Here is a 21,763-nt window from a genome sequence, read left to right on the forward strand (position 1 = left end):
GTAATGAAATTCCAGGTTTATCTGAAAGGAGCGCCAGCCATGGTGTTGGCGGGTTTGTTGGCCACTGCCTTGCCAGTACAGGCAAAGGCCCCCATTGAAGTGGTGACCAGTTTTTCCATCCTGGCGGATATGGTGAAAACAGTGGGTGCCGATCAGGTCAATGTTGTTTCACTGGTGCCTGCCGATGGCAACTCACATGAGGTTGAACTGACACCTCGGGATATCAAAAAAATGTCCTCACCCGATACCCAACTGTTGTTTGTGAACGGACTTGGCCTGGATAGCTGGACCGACCGTTTGCTGGCTTCTTCGGGCTTTCAGGGAAAAGTGATTGTGGCCAGTGATGGTGTGAAAGTGCGTAAACTGGACGAGGCAGCCGACCACGATGTGCATGATCACCATGCAGCCGATAAAGATGATCATGACAGTCATGAAGAGCATGATCACGAAGAAGGGCATGAACATGAACATGAAAAAGATCACGATCACGGTCATGGGCATGATCATGGAGAGTTTGACCCGCACGCCTGGCAGGATCTGGCTAACGGGCAGGTTTATGTGCGCAATATTGCCCGGGCTTTGTCGCAGGCTGACCCGGCCAACGCCGCGCTGTACGAAGGCAATGCCCGGGATTACATCCAGCAGATGCAGGCGCTGGACGAGCAGGTTCGCAAGGCCATGGCAGATATTCCTGCCGAACGCCGGAAAATTGTGACCACCCATGATGCTTTTGGATATTTTGCCGATGCCTATGGGCTTGAGGTGATTGCCCCATTAGGTATCTCTACCTCTGCTGAACCCTCAGCCAAGGACATTTCTGCGGTTATCAGGCAAATCAAGGAACAAAAAATCCCTGCCGTATTCCTGGAAAATGTGAAAAACAATAAACTTCAAGACCAGATTGCCAGGGAAACGGGGGCCAAAGTGGGGGGTATGCTGTATTCCGATGCCTTGGCCACGAGCGGCGAAGCCGCTTCCTATTTGGGGATGATGCGCCATAATACCGGTGTGATTACCGAAGCGATCAGGTAATCAGTTTTTGCGTTTGGCCCTGGGGTGTGCCTGGTCATAGGCTTTGGCCAGGTGCTGGAAGTCCAGCCGGGTATAAATTTGCGTGGTTGAAATGTTGGCATGCCCCAGCAGTTCCTGAACCGCGCGCAGATCCTGGGCCGATTGCAGCAGATGACTGGCAAAACTGTGACGTAATACATGCGGGTGGATCTGGCCGGGCACTTCCGATAGCTGTGCAAATTTCTTCAGTTGCAGCTGTACCACCCGTGGCGAGATGCGGGCACCACGTTCACCCAGAAAAAGGGCATTGATATCATTTTCAGGCGTCGCCGGTTTCAAGAGTGACGGGCGGGCGGCCAGCCATGTTGAAAGGGCTTCCTGTGCTTTCCTGCCCAAGGGAACCAGCCGTGTTTTATTGCCTTTTCCTTTTACGGTTAATTCCTGCTCAGCCAGGTTAAGCCAGCCAGCCGATTCATAATTGTCTTTTTTAACGTAATGGGTGTCCAGTTGCACCAGTTCGGACAGGCGCAGGCCACTGGCGTAAAGCAATTCGAACATGGCCTGGTCACGCAAGTGGATGGGGGCATTTTGCGCCTGTCTGGCCGGATGATCAAGCAGGGCCTGGGTTTGTTCGACTGATAAGGCTTTGGGAAGACTTTTGGGCACTTTTGGGGTTTTGACATTTTTGGCTGGATTGAGGCTTAATTTGGCCAGCGGTACCCACCACGCATAGAATCCGCGCCAGGCTGACAGAATCCGTGCCAGGCTGCGCGGACTCATTTGACTGGCGTGCAGGCGGGCAATGGCGGTACGGATTTGCGGGTTGCTCAGGGTGGCCAGATCGATATCGGGGTACAGGCGTGTCAGTTGGGCCAGATCTCTTCGGTAGGCTGCCAGCGTATGGGCAGAGTAACGCTTGTTGGTGCGCAAATAGTCCAGCCATTGCTCCATGGCTGCAGGCAGGTTGTGGTTCATTTTACTTAATAAGGCGGCTTAGGCCGGCACTGGCCAGTCGCCCCAGGTTTTCCAGGAAAACCGTGCCCATGTCGGGGGTAAAATGTTCTTCATGGCAAGAGCCAAACACCAGCAGGCCAAAGGTTCGGTCTTCTGTTCTCAGGGGGACCAGGGCCACTGAGGCCGGCTTTTCTTCAAGCCATTCATGCGCCGGCAGATAGCCTTCGGGACCGCAATAAGGTTTTTCCAGCGAATCGGTGTAAGCCTGCAATCCAGTATCATCATCAAGCTTGAATTTTTTTGCCCGGAGCATCGGCAGGTTCCACAGACGCAGGGAAACATCAAGTTGTTCAAAGGCCTGTTTCAGGCTGTCAATCGTGCGCTCGGGTAATTTCTGGCTGTTTTTTTCGGCCAGCATCTGAGAGCACCAAAGCGTCATGCTTTGGCTGATAGAGGCGTTTGAGTCGGCGTTATGCATCAGTTCCGCCAGTTTCCATTCAAGCGCTTTGCTACGCTTGCGCAGGGTCATGACTTGACGGGCACCTAAAGACAGGGTGCGGTCTGCATAAGGGTGTGGAATGGACAGGCTGGCAAACAGCTGGGCATGATCCTCAAAAAAAGAGGGGTTGTTTTTCAGGAAAACAGCAATCTCATCCGGCTCAAACGTTGTCTCTGACATAAGTCTACTCATCCTTTAAGCAAAAATCTTTGACCAGTTTATCAATATCAATCTGGCCGGAAAATACGGTGGTGGCCGGGCCGGTCATTTTCAATTGAGTGCCATTCCACTCAATGGTTAATAGTCCTCCCCGGGTTTGGACGGTGACCGGAGAGTCCAACAGGCCACGACGGATGCCAGTGGCAACAGCAGCACAGGCACCGGTGCCGCAAGACAGGGTTTCACCCACACCACGCTCATAAACGCGCAGCCGAATGTGGTGGCGGTTGACGACCTGCATGAACCCGACATTGACGCGATTGCCAAAGCGGGGGTGGCTTTCGATGAACGGGCCCAGTGTTGCAACGGGGGCGGTGTCAATGTTATCCACCAGCAGTACCGCATGCGGGTTGGAAATGGCCAGTGTCGACAGGGTAACCATACCCCCCTGTGGCAGGGGCAGGTTCCAGAGCGTTTCTTCATGTTCCTGGCTGTGGCTTAAGCCTTCTGTGTCAAAAGGCAGCGCAGCCGGATCGAAACGGGTAACCCCCATGTCAACGGTAACACTATTGTCCTCTTTTTCTTCAAGCGTAATCAGGCCGGTGGCAATTTCTGCCCTGAGTGGATTGCGGCGGGACAATCTTTGTTCGTGGACAAAGCGTACAAAACAGCGGGAGCCATTGCCACAATGCTCAACCTCACTGCCATCGGCATTGAAGATGCGATAGCGGAAGTCGGCTTCCGGGTGGGAAGGCGTTTCTACCAGTAAAATCTGGTCGGCGCCGATGCCAAGCTGGCGATGCGCCAGGGCACGTGCCCGTTCAGGGGTCATTTCAATGGGCTGGCTGACGCCATCAAGAACGATGAAATCATTGCCAGCACCATGCATTTTTGTAAATTGCCAAATCATGGGTGTCTGATACGTAAAAAAAATTCATTATGGACTGAAAATTCCCGTCATGCAGTGCTGTTGCCCGATCTGTTTCAATAAATTTTTTCCTCACCCTCGGGGCGTGTCTTGAAACGGCGGTGAACCCAGTAATACTGGCTGGGTGCTTGAAGAATCCATTGCTCAAGCAATTGATTGATGCGTGTAGTGGCGGCCTCAATGCTTTGTTCTCCGGGAAAATCCGTCAGGGGGGGCAAGACCTGGACATGATAGTGTCCGGTTGTCGGGTCCCAACGGCTCACAATCGGCACCACTGCCGCATGCCAGGATTTGGCAATTTGTGCGGTGGTGGGCAGGGTGGCGGCAGGGATATTGAAAAACGGCACGAAAATGGAACCCTTGCGACCAAAGTCCATGTCGGGAAGATAATAAACCGGTGTGCCTTCTTTCAGGTGGCGCAGCATGCCACGTACCCCTTCCTTGCGGCTGATCAGGTGAATTTCATTGAAACGACCACGTCCTTCCCGGACAATATCGTCAATGTCCGGATCGTGTTGAGGGGTGTAAATAGTGGCCGCTTTTTTCAGGGACATGGAAAGCCGGGTGGCTGCCGCGTCAAGCGCCACAAAATGGGGTGCCAGCATCAGGACGGGACGTTTTTCCGCCAGGAGCCGTTCTATGTGTTCAAAGCCATCCATATGGATGGTTGCCAGGATGTTTTCCGGTGAACCGAACCAGAACAGGCCTCGATCAACAATGGATTGGGCCAGTACCCGGAAGTGTTCTTTTTGCCATTGTTGGCGCTGCTCGAGCGATGCTTCGGGAAAGCACAGTTCCAGGTTCTTGCGAACGATGGCGGCCCTGCGCTTCATGATAAGCGGAGACAGGGTACTGAGCAGCCAGCCAAGTTGCTGGCGTCGCTTGTGTGAGGTGTTGCCAAACCAGTGGAAGACGGCGTCAAGGAATTTTCTTTTGGTGGATTTCATGCAATTGGACATTTATGGCTGTTTAATTCAGCGCAGGGAAACCTTAAACAGCTGAGGTTTCAACAGGGTGTTAGCTAAAAAGCAATTTAACATAAGCGGCCGGCGGATGGAAATGAGCGGCCTGGGAAACGAGAACAAGGGCTGGCCAAGCAACGTGACAGGGGGGGCCGGGGATTTTTCAAAAAATCTGTGACAAAAAGAGGGGCTTTGCTTGGAAATTTTTGTAAATGTTTTAAAATGACCGACAGTCGCTGAGTTAACCGACAACTTGCGGGGCGACATGAACTGGTTTCATAAAACACCGCTAAAGCGTCGCGCCTTAATTTTATTTCATTTGAAATAAGGGTGCTGCGCGTTCTTACCTCAAAAACGTCGGAGTTTCTGACATTAATAAAAGGACGCTGTTAAATGGCTCAAAACGATTTTTTATTTACTTCCGAGTCTGTTTCCGAAGGTCACCCCGATAAGGTGGCTGACCAGATTTCCGATGCCATCCTGGATGCCATTCTTGCCGAAGACCCCACTGCCCGGGTAGCTGCCGAAACCTTGTGCAATACCGGACTGGTCGTCCTGGCCGGAGAAATCACCACAACGGCCAACATTGATTATATCCAGGTTGCCCGCGATACCATCAAGCGTATTGGCTATGACAATACCGCTTATGGTATTGACTACAAAGGTTGTGCCGTGCTGGTTGCCTATGACAAGCAATCGCCCGATATTGCCCAAGGCGTTGATCGCAGTCCCGATGAAATCCTTAATCAGGGTGCCGGTGATCAGGGCCTGATGTTTGGCTACGCCTGCGATGAAACGCCCGACCTGATGCCTGCTCCCATCTGGTATGCACATCGTCTGGTCCAGCGCCAAAGCGAATTGCGCAAAGATGGCCGCCTGCCATGGTTGCGCCCTGATGCCAAGTCACAGGTGACGTTCCGCTATGTTGATGGCAAACCGGCAGAGGTGGATACGGTTGTGCTGTCTACCCAGCATTCCCCTGAAATCTCACAATCGTCCATCCGCGAAGCGGTTATCGAGGACATTATCAAGCCCAGCTTCCCTGAAGGCCTGATTACACCCAAAACCAAATTTCTGATCAATCCGACCGGTATTTTCGTGATTGGTGGTCCACAAGGCGATTGCGGTCTGACCGGACGCAAGATTATTGTGGATACTTACGGTGGTGCCTGCCCGCACGGTGGTGGCGCCTTCTCGGGTAAAGACCCTTCAAAGGTAGACCGTTCGGCTGCCTATGCCGCCCGTTATGTGGCCAAGAATATTGTGGCTGCAGGCCTGGCACGCCAGTGTCAGGTGCAGGTCAGTTATGCGATTGGCGTGGCCGAACCCATTAATATCACGGTTTACACTGAAGGCACCGGTGTTATCCCCGATGACGAAATTGCCTTGCTGGTTCGTGAGCATTTTGATCTGCGTCCACGCGGGATCGTGCAAATGCTCGACCTGTTGCGTCCCATTTACAGCAAAACCGCTGCTTACGGTCATTTTGGACGTGCCGAACCCGAGTTCAGCTGGGAAGCCACCGATAAGGTCGAGGCATTGAAAAACGCCCGTTAACGGGTTGATGTAAAGGGTGTCTTGTCATCTTTTGTGGCGAGACACTTTTTGAACCTTCAAGACCTCGTTTGAGGTAAACTGTTCCGGACATTTCCGAGGGGCGCTGCGACAGTTTTCCTGTATGGCATGATTGGGTCATGCCTTAACAGTGAATGCTGCCAGGCTCGGAATACCTCTTTTTTTCATGTAACGGCGCTCATCATTAACCTGCTTTGTAGTTGATGGTGAGACAAGCTCGCATTCATTACCAAAGCAGCATTTATTGGATTTTTTACAATGACTACTGCTGATTATAAAATTGCTGATATTTCCCTGGCCGGCTGGGGACGTCGTGAATTAAGCATTGCCGAAACAGAAATGCCCGGCCTGATGGCCACCCGTGAGGAATTTGCCGCCTCACAGCCCCTGAAAGGTGCCCGTATTGCCGGCAGCCTGCACATGACCATCCAGACTGGTGTGTTAATTGAAACCCTCGTTGCTTTGGGGGCCGAAGTGCGTTGGGCTTCCTGCAATATTTTCTCTACCCAGGATCATGCCGCCGCTGCCATTGCCGAGCGCGGTATTCCCGTGTTTGCGGTCAAGGGCGAGTCTCTTGAAGAGTACTGGCAATATACCCATAAAATTTTTGAGTGGCCCGGTGAACAGGCCAACATGATCCTTGACGACGGTGGTGATGCCACAACGCTGCTGCACCTGGGTGCCAAGGCAGAAAAAGACATTTCCGTGCTGGCTAACCCAGGCAGTGAAGAAGAGCGTGTGCTGTTTGCCGCCATCAAGGCCAGGCTGGCCACAGACGCAAACTGGTACTCAACCCGCCTGGCGCAAATCAAGGGGGTGACCGAAGAAACCACTACCGGTGTTCATCGTCTGTACCAGATGGCACAAAAAGGTGAGCTGCAGTTCCCCGCCATTAACGTGAACGACTCGGTAACCAAATCCAAATTCGATAACCTGTATGGTTGTCGTGAATCCCTGGTTGACGGTATCAAACGTGCCACCGATGTCATGATCGCCGGCAAGGTAGCCGTAGTGGTGGGTTTTGGTGATGTGGGTAAAGGTTGTGCACAAGCTTTGCAGGCCTTGCGCGCCCAGGTGTGGGTGTGTGAAATTGATCCGATTTGTGCGTTGCAGGCTTCTATGGAAGGCTATAAAGTGGTCACCATGGACGAAGCTGCCGACAAGGCTGATATTTTCGTGACCGCTACCGGTAACTACCATGTGATTGACCGCACTCATATGGAAAAAATGAAAGACCAGGCTATTTTGTGCAATATCGGTCACTTCGACAATGAAATTGACGTGGCTTCGGTTGAAGACCTGCAGTGGGAAGAAATCAAGCCGCAGGTTGATCACATCATTTTCCCCGATGGCAAACGGATCATTCTGCTGGCCAAGGGCCGTCTGGTCAACCTGGGTTGTGCAACCGGCCATCCTTCTTTTGTGATGTCCGCGTCCTTCACCAACCAGACGATTGCCCAGATCGAATTGTTCACACGTACCGATGCCTATCAAAAAGGCCAGGTTTATGTGTTGCCCAAACACCTTGACGAAAAAGTGGCCCGACTGCACCTGAAAAAACTGGGTGTGCAGTTAACCAAGCTGTCACAACAGCAGGCTGACTATATCGGGGTTCCCGTAGAGGGCCCTTTCAAACCCGATCACTATCGCTATTGATCTGTAAAATCCTGCAATCCGGCTATCCTGAAATATCCGGATTGCATATACGTTACTATGGAATTATTGTATAGGAACTGTCTTTAAGGCAGCTTTCCGATCCCCTTTTCTGGAGCAGCACATGTCATTAATACTTACCTGGTTGTTGCAGGCGCTGGCACTGATGGTGGTGGCCTATATCCTGCCTGGTGTTACGGTTGCCAGCTTTGGCGCGGCATTGATTGCGGCAGTTATCCTGGGTCTGATCAATACAATTGTTTATCCTGTCCTGGTTTTTCTCACCATTCCCATTACGATTGTCACCCTTGGATTGTTCCTGTTTGTCCTGAATGCTTTGCTGTTCTGGCTGGCGGGTTCCCTGTTTAACGGGTTCCAGGTAGATGGGTTCTGGTGGGCACTGGCCGGGGCATTAGTCTATAGTATTATTTCAGGGATCCTTTTAAGTCTTTTGAATTAATATGAGTTCGTTTTCCAAAGAGTCGTTCAGCCTGGAGTTTTTTCCACCGAGAGACCAGGCTGGGCGTGAGCGTCTGGTGAGTACGGCCAAGCAGTTGCAAATCATCAATCCGAGTTATGTCAGTGTGACGTTCGGTGCCGGTGGCTCCACCCGTGAAGGGACTGCAGAAACCGTGCGTCTTTTCTCCCGGATGGGTTACGAGGCCGCACCGCACTTGTCATGCATTGGTGCCGACAGGGATAGCATCTGTCAAATTCTTGATGCCTATCGGGCCGAGGGCGTCAAACGCCTGGTTGCCCTGCGGGGTGATTTGCCTTCGGGAATGGGTGTGGTTAGCAGCGACTTGCGTCATGCCAGTGACCTGGTGAAACTGGTTCGCGAGCATTCCGGTGACTGGTTCCATATTGAAGTGGCCGCTTACCCAGAAATGCACCCGCAGGCACAGGGGTTTGAGCAGGATATTGAGCACTTTGTGCAAAAAGTCAGGGCAGGGGCCGATAGTGCCATCACCCAGTATTTTTTCAATCCCGATGCTTATTTCAGTTTTGTGGACAGCGTGCGTGCCAAGGGGGTGGATATTCCCATTGTGCCGGGTATCATGCCGATTACCAATCACACGCAGCTGGTTCGTTTTTCACAAATGTGCGGGGCTGAAATCCCGCGCTGGATCCGTCTGCGTCTGGCCGAGTTCGGTGATGACAGGCAGTCGATCCGCCAATTCGGGACAGAAGTGGTTACCCGGTTGTGCCAGGAGCTTATTGACAATGGTGCGCCAGGTATTCATTTCTATACGCTTAACAATGCGGAAGCCACGTTATCCATTTGGGAAAACCTGAGCTATTGATCCGGGTTGAGCATTGTCTCAGTGGTCCCGGCTGAAAGGCCGGTGCCACCGTCAATCATCATCAGCTTTGCCTGCTTGTAAATCCGGTTAGTGAGCGGGTACATGCAGGCCTGAGGGCGTCAGGATATAGTCAAGCGGGATATCATGTGGTTCGGGCGTATAGGGTATGGTAATTTCCCCTTCATCCCAGGCAACACCCATTTTAATGAAATCATGGCCTTTTTCGTGCAACCCTGCCAGGGTACGGTCATAATAGCCTTTACCGTAGCCAATCCGGTGCCCATCACGAGTGAAACCCAGGGTGGGTACCAGTATAATATCGGCAGGCAATGATTTTTCAGTCAATTGCGGTTCGGGTATATTGAATTTGCCGGGGTATAAGGGTGTTGTAGCCGTCCAGCGGTAAAACTCCAGGGCGCTGTCCGGTTTTGTGATGCGGGGCAGGCTAAGTTCATGGCCCTGCCGGTCGAGCTCGGTCAACAGGGGAATCAGGTCGGGTTCTTCTTTGATGGGCCAGAATCCGGCAATCCGGCAAGAAGACTGCGGGTGCTCCCGGGAGAACTGCCTGAACCATGTCATGAAATGCCGCCGTATTTGCCCGCTGTATTTTTCACGGATTGATGCTGACAATGCCTGGCGTGAAGTGGTCAGCCATTTGCGTATTTCCTGATTGTTCATGGGAGCGGTTCGGGTTATGTTCATAGGTACCGGTTTTGAGGATCAAAATGACAGAAAGTAATCATTCAAAAAAAACAAGAATAACATGTTGGGGCATTTTCAAGAAACAGGCCTCCCGTTGGCAGTTGGGCATGATTCCATTCCTGTTATTGTTAACCGCCTGTGCCGAAACGTCCACATCGGCCGCTGAAAAGAAAATCGAAGGCCAGCTTGCCCCATCGTTGAAATATTATGGCCCGCCAGCCCAAGTGCCTGCCGATGCACGTAATGCTGTCATATCGGCTTATGCGGCGATGCAGGCCAAAAACTGGGCGCTATTGCCGGCTCTTGCCCAGCAGGCTCGTGCCGATCAGGAACTGGGCGAGTACCCCATGTTCTGGTATTTGCGCAACCAAATCAGGAGCCGTTCCGAACCCATTCCTGCCGCTGACATTCTGGCTTTTCTTGAAAAAAGCCAGAACCCTTATTTGCATGAGCGCTTGAAAGCGGACTGGATACTGGAAGCCGCGCGCACCAGGGATTTTGCCACAGTTCGCAAACTGGGTAATGTGAACCTGGATAATGCACAGGTGGATTGCGCTGTTTTGCATGCCCGACATATGGGTAATGGGCGCGTCAGTGCCAGTCAGGCCATGGATGCCTTTCGTCCGGGAACCGCCTGCTGGGATATGATGGCGCAACTGTATGCGTCAAAAGTGCTGCAATGGGATCACATTCAGCCCCTGTTGCGTGATGACATTGAATATGACAATAAGGCAAATGCCCGCCGTTACGCTGCCATGCTGTTCAGCCCTGCGCAAATGAAGGACTATGATGCGTTCATGGTCAACCCAAAAGCCTGGCTGTCGGGACAAAGCGGCAAGGCACAAAGCCGTGAGCAGGAAGAATTAAGAACACTGGCGTTCAGCCGCCTGGCCAGACAGGACCGTGAGGACGGTTATGCCTTTTTGCAACGTACCGGCAATACACTGGTGTCAGCTGAAAACCGGCAATGGATCCTGACTCAGTTTGGCCTGGTTTCCGTCCTGAACCTGGAAGACCGGGCGGATCAATGGTACAGGCAGGCCGGAGAAGGTTTTCGTTTAAGCGAATACAATCATGCCTGGCGGGTGCGGGCGGCTTTGCGTCAACCCAATATAGACTGGCCATGGGTGGCTAAAGCTATTGGCATGATGCCTCCTGCACAACAGCAGGAGCCCGTCTGGATATACTGGAAAGCCAGGGCCTGGCAAGCCATGGGCAATACGTCGGCTGCCCGTAAGGGGTTTGAAACGGTGGCCAATGAGGATCATGGTTTCTACGGGCAACTGGCCACTGAAGCCCTGGGGCGCAAAATCATGTTGCCACCCCAGGCACCAGCGAGTACATCCGCCGAACTGGCGCATGTCAGGCAGAACCGGGGATTGCAGCGTGCCGTCAGCCTGTTTAATTTAGGCTGGCGCCCCGAAGCGGTTGCCGAATGGAACTTTGCCATCAAGGGACTGAATGACCGGGAGCTGATCGCGGCTGCCGAGTGGGCGGTGCAGGAAAATATTTATGACCGGGCCATTAATACTTCTTTATTGACGCAGGGCGATATCAATTTCAGGCAGCGGTTTCTGGCGCCCTTTGAGGGCAAGGTGGGTCAGCAGGCCCGGAATGTGGGGCTTGACCCTGCCTGGGTTTATGGTCTTATCCGGCAGGAATCCCGTTTTGTGCCGGTGGCCCGTTCACAGGTGGGTGCAGCTGGCTTGATGCAGGTCATGCCCGGTACGGCAAGAATGGTGGCCAAAAAAATTGGCATGTCCGATTTTTCAATGAGCGATGTGAATGAGTTTGATACCAACACACGGTTGGGTACTTCATACCTGAGCATGGTGAAAAGTGATCTTGGCAATTCCGAGATCTTGGCCACGGCGGGCTATAATGCCGGTCCGAACCGCTCCAAGCGCTGGCGTAGCAGTTTATCGGGGCCGGTGGAAGGCGCCATTTTTGCCGAAACCATTCCCTTTACTGAAACCCGGCTTTACGTCAAGCATGTCATGTCCAATGCCACCTGGTATGCCACCCTGTTTAGCGGGCAGCCGCAATCATTGGTGCAGCGCCTGGGCACGGTTACACCTTAGTCATGACGGGAGCGGGTTCAAGTGAGCAGTACAAAAAACAATAGCCTGGAAGGCCTGGAGGTTTATATTGTGGGTGGTGCGGTACGAGACCGCCTGCTGGGCCTGCCCGAAGGCGACAAGGACTGGGTGGTGGTGGGGGCCGCCCCCGAAGACATGACTGCACGCGGATTCCTGCCTGTGGGGGGGGATTTTCCGGTATTTTTGCATCCGCAAACCAGGGAAGAATATGCGCTGGCCCGTACCGAAAGAAAATCCGGGCGCGGCTATCAGGGGTTCACGTTTTATACCGGCAAGGATGTCAGTCTTGAAGATGACCTGAAACGACGCGACCTGACCATCAATGCCATGGCGCAGGACCGGGAAGGGAATATTATTGACCCATTGAACGGGCAGGCGGATTTGCAGGCATGTGTATTCCGCCATGTGGGGGATGCCTTTATTGAAGATCCCGTCAGGATTTTACGGGTGGCCCGTTTTGCGGCACGGTTTACCCATTTCAGCCTGGCGGACGAGACGCGCCAGTTGTGTCGCCAGATGGTTGACAATGGCGAAGTGGATGCTCTGGTGCCGGAACGGGTCTGGAAAGAAATTTCCCGGGGCATGCTGTATGAAAAGCCGTCGAAAATGTTCAATATGCTGGCTGACGTGAGTGCCCTGCCCAGGGTGATGCCGCAGCTGGTATGGAACGGGCGGGTGGCGGGTTTGCTGGATGCCGCGCATGGCTGCGGCTTGCCCTTGCCGTCGCGTTATGCCATTTTGTGCCTGGATACGCCAGATATTGAAGCCTTGTCCCGGCACTTGCGGGTGCCTAATGATTGCCTTGATTATGCCCGATTGTTGCCACTGGTTTTGCTGGGGCTGCAAGCATGGCAGGCGCAGGAAAATGAACATGATCTGCAAAAGGCGGATGATATCGTTGCGCTCATTGAGCGTTGCGATGGCCTGCGTAAACCAGAACGTTTTATGGATTTGATACAGGCCGCGGCATGTGCCGGAAAAACCGGTTTCCCCTTGCCGGATACGGCAGCCATACAGCATGTTGACGTTCCCGTTGCTTTCTGGCGTATTTGCCTGGAGCGGGCAAAAGATATTGATGCCGGTGCCATTGCGCGGGAATACGCAGGGCAAGCGGCTCAAATAAAAGAGGCTGTCAGAAAGGTCCGTGTTGAATCGGTTTATGAGTATTTAATTCAATCTTAAAGCGTATGACGACGGTCGGCTCGTGTGAAACCAAGCAAATCTTCGCCAATATCAAAGCCAATCGCCAATACCTTGAACAGTTCCCCCATTTCCGCTTCGGAAACCAGTTTTTGTACCGGGGAAATTTCTTTGGCATAGCGTGCCACGTCTTGCGGGTCCAGTGCTGCCAGCAGGTCCATTAAACCGCAATTAAGCAGGAAATTGGCCTGGGACGTATAGCCCAGTACTTCAAGGCCGCTATCCAGGGCGGCATCGGCCATGGCCGTAAAATCAACGTGGGCAGTAATATCCTGAATACCGGGGTAAATTAAGGGGTTGTCGTGGGTATGATGGCGCAAGTGGCACATCAAAGTGCCCTGGCTGCGTTGTGGGTGATAATATTCCTTTTGCGGAAAGCCGTAATCAATCAGAATGGCCACACCTTTCTTTAGCCAGTTCCCCATCTCATGAATCCAGGCCTCTGCCTGCAGGTTTACTTCAGAAGCATAAGCTGGAAAAACCGGCATGCGGGTAGTGATTTTTTCCACCATTGCCGCGTTCGCAGGCTGTTTAAGCCAGGTAAATTCCCCTGCCTCGTTCAGGGAGACATGTTTTTCCGCCAGGGAGCCTTCTTCCTGCCATTCAAACAGATTGACGGGCATGGCATCCAGTACTTCATTGGCAATCACACAGCCTTCAAAATGTTTGGGCAGGGCATCAAGCCATTGCACCTGACCGTTAAAACCAGCCAGTTTTTCCTGTTGCCGGCTTTTCAAATCGGCAGATAATTCAAGTATGAAATATTTGACATCAGAGTTATTGAGCGTGGATAAAATATCATAAGCCAGCTTGCCTGTGCCTGCGCCAAATTCAAGAATGGCGGTGGTGCCGCTTGCCTGCAGCACTTGCTTTATTTGCCTGCTTAACGTACGGGCAAACCAGGGGCTTAATTCGGGGGCGGTTGTGAAATCACCTGGTAGTCCTTGTGTTATGGCCTGATTCTGGTAATTGCCCAGCTTGGTATTGCCACTGGCGTAATAACCCAGGCCCGGTGCATACAGGGCTTCATGCATCCACACCTGGAACGGAATGCTGCCCTGTTGGCCAATCAGCTGTTTTAAATGGGTAGCCGTATGGGTGCTGTGCTCAAGGGAGACGGGGTCAATGTCAGGAAAATGGTTCTTGCGTGGGATATGGGACATGATGGTGGAATCAATAAAATAAGCTGACACTATTGTATATAAAACATGATGCAACAAAGCGCATTCCATGGCAGCGTTGTAATTGCGTGTTTGAAGGGCGATATTGTATTTTTTGATTTTTCGCAAAGCTGCTTATGTCGATAAGATTTATATTCCCAATTAAAACCTATAATAATAATCATTATCATTTACGATAATTAATCAACGGTGTTATTTTAATAGAGATTTTCTACATGAGAAGCCATACTTTTACCAAAATTTCCCTCAGTGTCCTGGCCGCTTTTTCCATGGCTGCCGTTAGCGTATCCATACCTGTCCTGGCACAAACCAAAGCGGCAGCGCAAGTCCAGGCACAGCAAAAAATCGCCATTCAAGATGTCCTGCAAACCTATGCTGGGCAGGCCCATCAGTTTTATGCCAACAGCGTGAAAGATCTTGAGGCGCTGCAAACGGCCATCAATGCCTTTGCCAGCCAGCCCACCCAGGCTACGCTGGACGCAGCCAAGGCGGCATGGTTGCAGTCACGTGAAAGTTATGGCCTGACAGAAATCTTCCGCCTGTCCGAAGGTCCGATTGATGCAGAAGAAGGTTGGGTGGCAGAGGCCTATGGGGCGCTTGAAGGCCAAATCAATGCCTGGCCCCTTGACGAGCACATGATTGACTACACGCTTGATGCCGATAACAAGCGTACCAGCGGCAATATCATTGATACTATTGGTAAATTCACACCGGGCGGCGAAGAAGCCGCAGAGGTGGATGTGACTGAAATCACCGTTGAAGCCATTACCGAGCTTAATGAAAATGGCGGAGAGGCCAATGTGGCATCCGGCTATCACGCTATTGAGTTTTTGTTGTGGGGCCAAGACCAGGATTACAACAATTTCCTTGAAGACAAAATTACCAAGGGTGCCAAAACGGCAGGGCAGCGCCCGTTAAGCGATTTCACCAGCGACCCGTTCGCCAAACGCCGTCTGGCTTACCTGCAGGCAGCCACCAACAAGTTATTGGCAGATGTCAAAACGGTAGCCGAAGCATGGGATGACAAAGTGGATGGCCATAAAGGTTTATACCGTGCCGCTTTCCTGTCAGCGCTAAGTGGTAATAATGCTGATAAAAACATTCCCGCTGAAACCGCCCTGCGCCAGGTGCTGGCAGGTATGGGGGTATTCATCAAATCAGAACTGGCTAACGAGCGCATTGCCGTGGCCGTGTTAACACCCAGCGAAGAAGACGAGCATTCCTGCTTTTCCGATAATACCCATCGGGATATCGTACGCAACTATGAGGGTTTCAAAGACGTATTGCTGGGGCAGCTTAATGGCAAAAAAATTGGCCCTGCGCCCTATGATGCCCTGGGCCAGGCAGAAAAACAAACCATTGACAATTTAATGGGCAAGATAGAACAGCGTCTTGAGAAAATGGATACCCTGGCAAAAACCAGCATGCATTTTGATTACCAGATTATGCCCGAGCATAAAGAAGAGTCAAAAAACATCGTTTCCATGAAAAACGACATGCGTAAACTGGGTGACCAGATGGTTCCGGTGGCATCGGCTTTTGATATCAAGTTAAGTGAAGAAGATGTCACTGATGCTGAAGAAACCCAAATTTAACGTGTATTGATTGATAAGGAACGGGTTGTGGCTGTGCAGATAAAGGGGCTGGTGTTGTTAATGGCTTGCGTTTTGGCCGGTGGCAGTCATGCCGGGGCCTTGTCTGGCATGGCCACCGCGGTTTCAGCCACACCGGCGGAACTATCCAGTGAAGAAGAACAGGACAGGCTGCTTATTGGCCGTTCCTTTTTTACTGTTCCCTGGGTAGCTGCACCCAGTGCCACCACCGCCCGTGACGGGCTTGGCCCCTTGTTTAACAGTAATACCTGTGCCAGTTGCCACCAGGCCAAGATGGCCGGGCATCTGCTGAATGACAGGCATGAGCAAAGCAGGGCTTTGGTGGTCAAGCTGTCGCAACCGCAAAAACATGCGCTGCGCGATAAAACCACCATTACGGTACCCGATCCGGTTTACGGTTCTCAAATTGCCATTAACGGGGTCAGTGGTGTTTTATATGAAGCCACGCCCGGGCTGGACATGCAGGTGAAAACAGTGGTTTTCCCCGACGGCACGGAAGTTGGTTTAAGCTGGCCGGTACCTTATCTGAAACGCTTGAATTACGGGCCTTTAAGCCCCGATACCCGTTTAAGTTTGCGGCTGGCCCCCATGCTTAACGGTACCGGCTTGATAGAGCAGATACCCGAACAGGCCATTCTGGCCGGTGCCGACCCCAATGACCGGAACCGGGATGGTATTTCGGGCAAAGCCAACTGGGTGTATGACCCTTTGCTGCAAGCCTTCAAACTGGGGCGCTTTGGCCATAAGGCAAGCCAGGCCAGTGTCATGATGCAAACGGCCGATGCCGCTGCCCACGATATGGGTTTAACCAACCCTTATTTTCCTGAAGAATTGTGTGGCAGTACCCAGACCGCCTGTTTGCAGGCACCGGCAGGCAGGCCGTCGGCAAGGGGGGAAACCCTTGATTTGCCCATGCACCGGCTGGAAGCCATCAGCTTTTATGTCAACCACCTGAACGGCTCGCCCAAACGAAGAAGTGATGTTTTGCCGCAAGCGCTGGCTGCGGGCAAGGCGCTGTTTCAGGCCGTTGGCTGTGTCCAATGCCATCGCCCCTCTTTTAAAACACAAAAGGGGCAAACCATTTACCCTTACAGTGATTTTTTATTGCACGACCTGGGGCCTGCGCTGGCCGATGCCCGCCCCGAGTTTGATGCACAACCCAATGAATGGCGTACCGCACCTTTATGGGGGAGCGCTGAAAAAGTCCGCCAGGGCTGGCGTTTTTTGCATGATGGCCGTGCCGCCAACCATCTTGAGGCCATTTTGTGGCATGACGCAGAGGCTGCGGCATCACGTCAGGCATTTATGCAGCTTAATGTCACAGAACGGGAACAACTTATCCAATTTCTGGAATCTTTATGAAAAAAGTCGCCGCCGTGCTTACCTTGTTCTGCACAAATCTTGCCTTTGCAGCCCCGGATATTTCCGGGCCGGTGGCTTCCGTGTATGACAGGGTGATCGTGCACAATGCCAACAATAGTGTGCAGGTATGCAATAATTTTAAAGTTAAGTTAAATGAAACAAAAGACGGTGCAGCTGCCGAGGCACTTGATACCGTTTTCAAACAATTGCTGCTGGCCTGGAAAAAGGTGGAAGCCACCTATATGGCGGGTGAACTGGATCATGACTATCTGGATACCCCCCGTTTCATTGATGTGTTTCATAACAGCAATGAAGACTTAAGCGCCATTATGCAACGCCAGCTGGCTTCTTCCAGCCCGCCAGCCAAAGCATTGTTCAAGAATTCATTCAAAACGGTCAATGCCCTTGAGGCCGTGTTGTATGCCGATACGCAACTGTCTGCCCGTGAACTGTCGTTTGCAGCCGTGATGGCTGACAGCATTTGCGGGCATTTGCAGGATATTGCCACGGTATACACCGACCAGCGCGAGGCTTTGCTGGCCGACCCTGAAAAGGCGCTGGCCTTGTATACCCATGCCCTGTCCAACAGTATCTTTGCCGGCAAGGAATGGCGCATTGCTGAACCGGCCGGTTTAAGCCGGAAATATAAAGACCAGCCCAATGCCAAACGCAGCGAGTATGCCTTAAGCGGGCACAGCCTGGCTGCTATTAAGGCGGTGTTTGAAGTGCATCAGGCCATGATGGGGCAGCAGGATTATGCCAACCTGGCAGACGTCATCAAAATGTACCAGGCCAATGAACTGGCAGAAGCCATCAATTTGACACTTGAGCAGATCATGCAACAGATTGGCCAGCTTGGGCAGCAGGCGTTTGCCTTCCAGCCCGATTTAACCCGCCCGCTCTATGATAGTGCCGGGCAGCTGTACAGGCACTATTATGTCAGCCTGCTTAGTGCCCTGCCCATCGTGGGTAAAATCCTGGAAGCCGACGGAGACTGAGCATGCCATGGGATTATGTGCTTGAATCGGGGCAGCGCCTGTTCTGGCTTTACCTGCTTTCTTCGGCATTGATTGCGCTGTTGTTTACCGGTTTCAGGGTGATACGGCAACAGGGCTTTGCTATCCGGCAGTATTGGCTGCATCCCAGTGCCTTACTTGATTACCGCTATTTTTTTGTCAGCTGGTTTATCAAGGTGTTTATGCTGGCCCCTTTGCTGCTGTCGGCCAAAAGTATTGCCTTATGGACATTCCAGCTGGCTTCCCCCTGGCTGTCGCGGCCGGATTGGCATCTTTCTTATGAATCACTGGCTTTGCTTTATACCGCCTGCCTGTTTGTGGCCAGTGACTTCTCCCGTTACTGGCTGCATCGTTGGCTGCATACCAATAAATGGTTATGGCAGTTTCACAAAGTACATCATAGTGCACCGGTGCTGAATCCGCTTACCTTTTACCGGGTGCACCCGGTAGAAAATTTCCTGTTTGGCTTGCGTTACGCGCTCAGTGCCGGTGTGGTGACCGGTTTGTTCATGACGCTGTTCGGGCCTCGTTTAAGCCTGATGACCATCATGGGTAGTAATGGTTTTATTTTTGTTTTTTCTTTGCTGGGCAGCAATTTACGGCACTCCCATGTGTTTCTGGGCTATCCGGCCTGGCTGGAACGTGTGTTTATTTCTCCGGCCCAACACCAGGTGCATCACTATAGCCGTTATGCCCGTTTCAATTATGGCGGCTATCTGGCGGTGTGGGACTGGCTGTTTGTCTCTTTAATGCCTTCGGGCAAGGCGCAGCGCAGTGACCGGTTTGGTTTTCAGGCGCAGCAAATGAATGACTATCGCACGATACCGCAACTGCTGTATGCGCCTTTTGTTTCCTGTTATCGTTTATTGGCTTATTATGCAAAAAAGAAAACTGTTATTGATCGCCGGACTTCTGATGGGGGCGGCAGCCGCCACGGTGCCGTTGTGGCAAAACCGGGTGCTGGCACAATTACCGGCACCGGCAGACCATAATCCTGAAGAGGAAAAAATCGCCCTGGGCCGCCTGCTGTTTTTTGATGTGAACCTGTCAAAAAACCGGACCCAGAGCTGTGCCACCTGCCATGATCCGGCCCGGGCATTTAGCGATGGCAGAAGCAATGCCGGCAAGGGCATGGTGTCGCTGGGCGATGATGGCACTTCTTTTGGCAATCGCAATACGCCCACTGCCATGTATGCCAAGTATGCGCCCGATTTTCATTTCAACCAGAAAACCGGGCAGTATGTGGGCGGGCAGTTTCTGGATGGCCGGGCCAACGATCTGGCGGCACAATCAGGGCAGCCACCCCTTAACCCGGTGGAAATGAATATGCCCAGTGTGGGCAGTATTATTGAGCGGCTTAAAAACAATCAATACTATCTTGATAATTTCAGGACAGTGTATGGTGATACTGTCTGGGATAGCGAGGAGACCGCCTACGAGGCCATGATGCAGTCACTGGCGGCCTTTGAGCGTACCAGCCAGTTTGCGCCTTTCAATTCAAAATATGATAAATACCTGCGGGGCGAGTATGAGTTGACGGTGCTGGAAGACCTGGGCCGTACCCTGTTTTTTTCCAACCAGAATGTGAATTGTTCGGTGTGCCATAAGCTGCGTGCCGAAGATGCGCCTTTTGAAACCTTCAGCAATTACGAGTATCACAATATTGGGGTGCCGCGTAATGAAGATGTGGTGGCTTTGAATAAGCTGGCTCAGGATTTTGCCGATCATGGTTTGCTGGAGAACCCGCTGGTAAGCGATGAGGCCATGAAGGGCAAGTTCAAGGTGCCTACCTTGCGTAATATTGCCATTACCGGCCCGTATATGCATAACGGGGTGTTTAAGGATTTGCGCACGGTGGTGCTGTTTTATGACAAGTTCAATAATCCAGAACGCAGTGTTAATCCTGAAACGGGGCAAGTCTGGGCTGAGGCCGAGGTGCCTGAAACCGTGAATTTGAAGGATTTGCGGGCCAATGTGTTAAGCGATCGCAAGGTAGATGCCCTGGTGGCGTTCATGAAGTTGCTGACCGATGAGCAGTATGAACATTTGCTGGAGGCGGAAGAAGCGGGGAAATAATAGGTTGCGTTACGGGTGAGGGATGGTGTCTGGTTTCTTCTGTGGAAGCGGAACAATCATTCAGCTTTGCTCCGACGCCGCTGCGCGCCCACGGCGATGCTGTTCACCCGCCATCCGTGCTTCATTGACCAATTCAACAATTTGGCGGCGATCTGTGGCATTGGTCATTTTTCCTCGTCCCCCCAGATCGCCTGGACTTTTTTTCGCAAGGCCAGGATGGCCGCCGTTTCAGCCAAGGCGGCATCTTTACGACGCAGTTCGCGCTCCAGTTCCTTGATGCGTTTACGTTCTGCTTTAGTGATTTCTGCTTGCTGTGCGGATGCTTTGGCACTGACGTCATTGGCTTGTTCACAACTGCTGCGCCACCGACGTATTTGCTCAACATACAGGCCACGACGGCGACAATATTCGGCCAGTTCCGTTTCGGATAAGGCAGCGGTTTCCAGGACAGCATTGAATTTTTCTGCCGAGCTCCAACCTTCCGGTGTGCTGGCTTGGTTTGGTAATAACCGGCCTTGATCACGTGCCTGTTTACGCCAACTGTAAAGCGTCGCTTCGGAAATGCCTTCTTCCTGGGCTAATTCAGCAACCGTTCGGTTATGGGGAGCCATTAATTTGGCCAGTATCGCTTCTCGGCGTTCGGGTGAGTATTTCATAGGAACCTTTTCTTTGCCCCCATCTTAGGATGAGTTAAATTCTAACATCGGTTGAGGTTCCAACTAGTCTGACACAGGGGGCACTCAGCCCGCCAGCCATATTGCTGAACTGTTGCCGCATAATTGGCAACCACAGACAGCGATGTAAAAAAACAGGTTAAAGAAAACCGCTGTCAAGATGAGATGGCCGAACGCTTACGCCACAGTTATCTTGATGTAGACATTATGCATTGTAATAGCCCATTAACATGCGCTAAGAGCATAAATTAATATACAGTAACAAGCATTACGATGTGCTAATGTTTGGAAAGCAGCCTCTTCCAACTACAATAATAAGTTAACTATCCTCCACCCACAAATAATTACAAATGACCCCTTTCCGCTATAACTCCGATCTCACCAGCGGCTCGCTACAAACCCGAAAGTGTCGCATTATTACTGGCTTGTTACTCCAAGAGCTTGATGAAGCTGCCTGGGATAAAGCCATGTATGAGGAAAATGTGCTTCAGAAACGCACGCAATCTACGGTAAGACGTATTTCTTCAGCGCTTAGAAAACGCCTAGAACACCTAAGCTCTGACTTTTGGGCTTTTGCGTTTTTATGTTAGGCATTGTCTGGCAGCTGGAGGAAGTGTAATGACCATGAATGGTCACTGTGATTAACAGTATCTTGCTTAAACTTATCTGAACAATGGTAGAACTGGCTCATATTTATCCCCTCTATGATTGTTTATCTTTTTCACCATAAAAAGTATCAGGGGCTACTCAGGGCTACATAAAGATATTTATCTACTTTTACTGATTGATAAGTAG

General features: G+C 51.8%; 20 protein-coding genes and 1 riboswitch. Of the genes, 13 read left to right on the plus strand and 7 right to left on the minus strand.

Going from position 1 to position 21,763, the window contains the following annotated elements:
* Window positions 1-3: 3 nt before the first annotated feature.
* Window positions 4-1,032, plus strand: coding sequence for a metal ABC transporter solute-binding protein, Zn/Mn family (locus KU392_RS13800; RefSeq protein ID WP_211182222.1), 1,029 nt, complete (start codon window positions 4-6; stop codon window positions 1,030-1,032).
* On the opposite strand, the gene xerC is transcribed toward KU392_RS13800, so the two are convergent.
* The 4 genes from xerC to KU392_RS13820 form a co-directional block, all read right to left on the minus strand.
* The gene (gene xerC, locus KU392_RS13805) at window positions 1,033-1,986 is read right to left on the minus strand and encodes a tyrosine recombinase XerC (RefSeq protein ID WP_211182223.1); all 954 of its coding nucleotides are present in this window, start codon (window positions 1,984-1,986) and stop codon (window positions 1,033-1,035) included.
* A 1-nt stretch (window position 1,987) separates the two neighbouring features.
* Window positions 1,988-2,644, minus strand: a complete 657-nt coding sequence (locus tag KU392_RS13810; RefSeq protein ID WP_169293212.1) for a DUF484 family protein — start codon at window positions 2,642-2,644, stop codon at window positions 1,988-1,990.
* A gap of 4 nt (window positions 2,645-2,648) precedes the next feature.
* Entirely contained in the window at window positions 2,649-3,533 is an 885-nt protein-coding gene (dapF, locus tag KU392_RS13815) for a diaminopimelate epimerase (RefSeq protein ID WP_169293213.1), read from the minus strand.
* Between the two features lie 74 nt (window positions 3,534-3,607).
* A complete protein-coding gene (locus tag KU392_RS13820) occupies window positions 3,608-4,498 on the minus strand; it encodes a lysophospholipid acyltransferase family protein (protein WP_169293214.1) in 891 nt (296 codons plus the stop codon).
* A 408-nt stretch (window positions 4,499-4,906) separates the two neighbouring features.
* Between KU392_RS13820 and metK the strand changes: the two genes are divergently transcribed.
* The 4 genes from metK (at window position 4,907) to metF (ending at window position 9,045) form a co-directional block, all read left to right on the plus strand.
* Window positions 4,907-6,070 carry a methionine adenosyltransferase gene (gene metK, locus KU392_RS13825; RefSeq protein ID WP_217735572.1) on the plus strand — a complete coding sequence of 388 codons (1,164 nt, stop codon included), beginning with the start codon at window positions 4,907-4,909 and terminating at the stop codon, window positions 6,068-6,070.
* A gap of 89 nt (window positions 6,071-6,159) precedes the next feature.
* Window positions 6,160-6,275: riboswitch (S-adenosyl-L-homocysteine riboswitch) on the plus strand.
* Between the two features lie 71 nt (window positions 6,276-6,346).
* Window positions 6,347-7,744, plus strand: coding sequence for an adenosylhomocysteinase (ahcY, locus tag KU392_RS13830; RefSeq protein WP_169293216.1), 1,398 nt, complete (start codon window positions 6,347-6,349; stop codon window positions 7,742-7,744).
* Window positions 7,745-7,865: 121 nt separating this feature from the next.
* The gene (locus KU392_RS13835) at window positions 7,866-8,201 is read left to right on the plus strand and encodes a phage holin family protein (RefSeq protein ID WP_217735573.1); all 336 of its coding nucleotides are present in this window, start codon (window positions 7,866-7,868) and stop codon (window positions 8,199-8,201) included.
* A 1-nt stretch (window position 8,202) separates the two neighbouring features.
* On the plus strand, window positions 8,203-9,045 hold the full coding sequence (metF, locus tag KU392_RS13840) for a methylenetetrahydrofolate reductase [NAD(P)H] (RefSeq protein ID WP_217735574.1): 843 nt from the start codon (window positions 8,203-8,205) through the stop codon (window positions 9,043-9,045).
* Between the two features lie 87 nt (window positions 9,046-9,132).
* On the opposite strand, the gene KU392_RS13845 is transcribed toward metF, so the two are convergent.
* Window positions 9,133-9,747 carry a 5-formyltetrahydrofolate cyclo-ligase gene (locus KU392_RS13845; RefSeq protein ID WP_169293219.1) on the minus strand — a complete coding sequence of 205 codons (615 nt, stop codon included), beginning with the start codon at window positions 9,745-9,747 and terminating at the stop codon, window positions 9,133-9,135.
* A gap of 23 nt (window positions 9,748-9,770) precedes the next feature.
* Between KU392_RS13845 and KU392_RS13850 the strand changes: the two genes are divergently transcribed.
* Window positions 9,771-11,828, plus strand: a complete 2,058-nt coding sequence (locus KU392_RS13850) for a lytic transglycosylase domain-containing protein (RefSeq protein ID WP_169293220.1) — start codon at window positions 9,771-9,773, stop codon at window positions 11,826-11,828.
* Window positions 11,829-11,849: 21 nt separating this feature from the next.
* Entirely contained in the window at window positions 11,850-13,028 is a 1,179-nt protein-coding gene (locus KU392_RS13855) for a tRNA nucleotidyltransferase/poly(A) polymerase-related protein (RefSeq protein ID WP_287812162.1), read from the plus strand.
* Here the strand turns inward: KU392_RS13855 and KU392_RS13860 are convergent.
* Window positions 13,025-14,209, minus strand: a complete 1,185-nt coding sequence (locus KU392_RS13860) for a class I SAM-dependent methyltransferase (protein ID WP_217735575.1) — start codon at window positions 14,207-14,209, stop codon at window positions 13,025-13,027. The two genes, KU392_RS13855 and KU392_RS13860, sit on opposite strands and share 4 nt — an antisense overlap.
* Before the next feature lie 233 nt (window positions 14,210-14,442).
* On the opposite strand from KU392_RS13860, the gene KU392_RS13865 reads away from it, so the two are divergent.
* The 5 genes from KU392_RS13865 to KU392_RS13885 are packed head-to-tail and all read left to right on the plus strand — an operon-like array spanning window position 14,443 to window position 20,294.
* Complete coding sequence (locus tag KU392_RS13865) at window positions 14,443-15,822, plus strand: imelysin family protein (protein WP_246587490.1); 1,380 nt, start codon at window positions 14,443-14,445, stop codon at window positions 15,820-15,822.
* 27 nt (window positions 15,823-15,849) lie between these two features.
* The gene (locus KU392_RS13870; RefSeq protein WP_217735576.1) at window positions 15,850-17,202 is read left to right on the plus strand and encodes a di-heme oxidoredictase family protein; all 1,353 of its coding nucleotides are present in this window, start codon (window positions 15,850-15,852) and stop codon (window positions 17,200-17,202) included.
* Entirely contained in the window at window positions 17,199-18,200 is a 1,002-nt protein-coding gene (locus KU392_RS13875; RefSeq protein WP_217735577.1) for an imelysin family protein, read from the plus strand. The genes KU392_RS13870 and KU392_RS13875 overlap by 4 nt, the downstream gene beginning before the upstream one ends.
* A 2-nt stretch (window positions 18,201-18,202) precedes the next feature.
* Window positions 18,203-19,210, plus strand: a complete 1,008-nt coding sequence (locus KU392_RS13880) for a sterol desaturase family protein (RefSeq protein ID WP_217735578.1) — start codon at window positions 18,203-18,205, stop codon at window positions 19,208-19,210.
* Entirely contained in the window at window positions 19,116-20,294 is a 1,179-nt protein-coding gene (locus tag KU392_RS13885; RefSeq protein WP_246587491.1) for a cytochrome-c peroxidase, read from the plus strand. The genes KU392_RS13880 and KU392_RS13885 overlap by 95 nt, the downstream gene beginning before the upstream one ends.
* 164 nt (window positions 20,295-20,458) lie before the next feature.
* Here the strand turns inward: KU392_RS13885 and KU392_RS13890 are convergent, their stop codons facing one another.
* Window positions 20,459-20,950, minus strand: coding sequence for a transposase (locus KU392_RS13890; RefSeq protein WP_217735579.1), 492 nt, complete (start codon window positions 20,948-20,950; stop codon window positions 20,459-20,461).
* 368 nt (window positions 20,951-21,318) lie between these two features.
* Here KU392_RS13890 and KU392_RS13895 point away from each other — a divergent pair, with 368 nt between their 5' ends.
* Complete coding sequence (locus KU392_RS13895; protein ID WP_023994229.1) at window positions 21,319-21,558, plus strand: BrxA family protein; 240 nt, start codon at window positions 21,319-21,321, stop codon at window positions 21,556-21,558.
* Window positions 21,559-21,763: the final 205 nt, after the last annotated feature.

It is taken from the genome of Advenella alkanexedens (assembly GCF_019132845.1).
GTDB classification, from domain to species: Bacteria; Pseudomonadota; Gammaproteobacteria; order Burkholderiales; family Burkholderiaceae_B; genus Advenella; species Advenella alkanexedens.

Excerpts from the sequence above, each read along its gene's own strand:
- xerC (WP_211182223.1), bottom strand. The coding sequence starts at position 1,986 with ATGAACCACAACCTGCCTGCAGCCATGGAGCAATGGCTGGACTATTTG.
- KU392_RS13845 (WP_169293219.1), bottom strand. The coding sequence starts at position 9,747 with ATGAACATAACCCGAACCGCTCCCATGAACAATCAGGAAATACGCAAA.
- dapF (WP_169293213.1), bottom strand. The coding sequence starts at position 3,533 with ATGATTTGGCAATTTACAAAAATGCATGGTGCTGGCAATGATTTCATC.
- KU392_RS13890 (WP_217735579.1), bottom strand. The coding sequence starts at position 20,950 with ATGAAATACTCACCCGAACGCCGAGAAGCGATACTGGCCAAATTAATG.
- ahcY (WP_169293216.1), top strand. The coding sequence starts at position 6,347 with ATGACTACTGCTGATTATAAAATTGCTGATATTTCCCTGGCCGGCTGG.
- KU392_RS13820 (WP_169293214.1), bottom strand. The coding sequence starts at position 4,498 with ATGAAATCCACCAAAAGAAAATTCCTTGACGCCGTCTTCCACTGGTTT.
- metK (WP_217735572.1), top strand. The coding sequence starts at position 4,907 with ATGGCTCAAAACGATTTTTTATTTACTTCCGAGTCTGTTTCCGAAGGT.
- KU392_RS13875 (WP_217735577.1), top strand. The coding sequence starts at position 17,199 with ATGAAAAAAGTCGCCGCCGTGCTTACCTTGTTCTGCACAAATCTTGCC.
- metF (WP_217735574.1), top strand. The coding sequence starts at position 8,203 with ATGAGTTCGTTTTCCAAAGAGTCGTTCAGCCTGGAGTTTTTTCCACCG.
- KU392_RS13810 (WP_169293212.1), bottom strand. The coding sequence starts at position 2,644 with ATGTCAGAGACAACGTTTGAGCCGGATGAGATTGCTGTTTTCCTGAAA.
- KU392_RS13865 (WP_246587490.1), top strand. The coding sequence starts at position 14,443 with ATGAGAAGCCATACTTTTACCAAAATTTCCCTCAGTGTCCTGGCCGCT.
- KU392_RS13835 (WP_217735573.1), top strand. The coding sequence starts at position 7,866 with ATGTCATTAATACTTACCTGGTTGTTGCAGGCGCTGGCACTGATGGTG.
- KU392_RS13880 (WP_217735578.1), top strand. The coding sequence starts at position 18,203 with ATGCCATGGGATTATGTGCTTGAATCGGGGCAGCGCCTGTTCTGGCTT.
- KU392_RS13860 (WP_217735575.1), bottom strand. The coding sequence starts at position 14,209 with ATGTCCCATATCCCACGCAAGAACCATTTTCCTGACATTGACCCCGTC.
- KU392_RS13850 (WP_169293220.1), top strand. The coding sequence starts at position 9,771 with ATGACAGAAAGTAATCATTCAAAAAAAACAAGAATAACATGTTGGGGC.
- KU392_RS13800 (WP_211182222.1), top strand. The coding sequence starts at position 4 with ATGAAATTCCAGGTTTATCTGAAAGGAGCGCCAGCCATGGTGTTGGCG.
- KU392_RS13895 (WP_023994229.1), top strand. The coding sequence starts at position 21,319 with ATGACCCCTTTCCGCTATAACTCCGATCTCACCAGCGGCTCGCTACAA.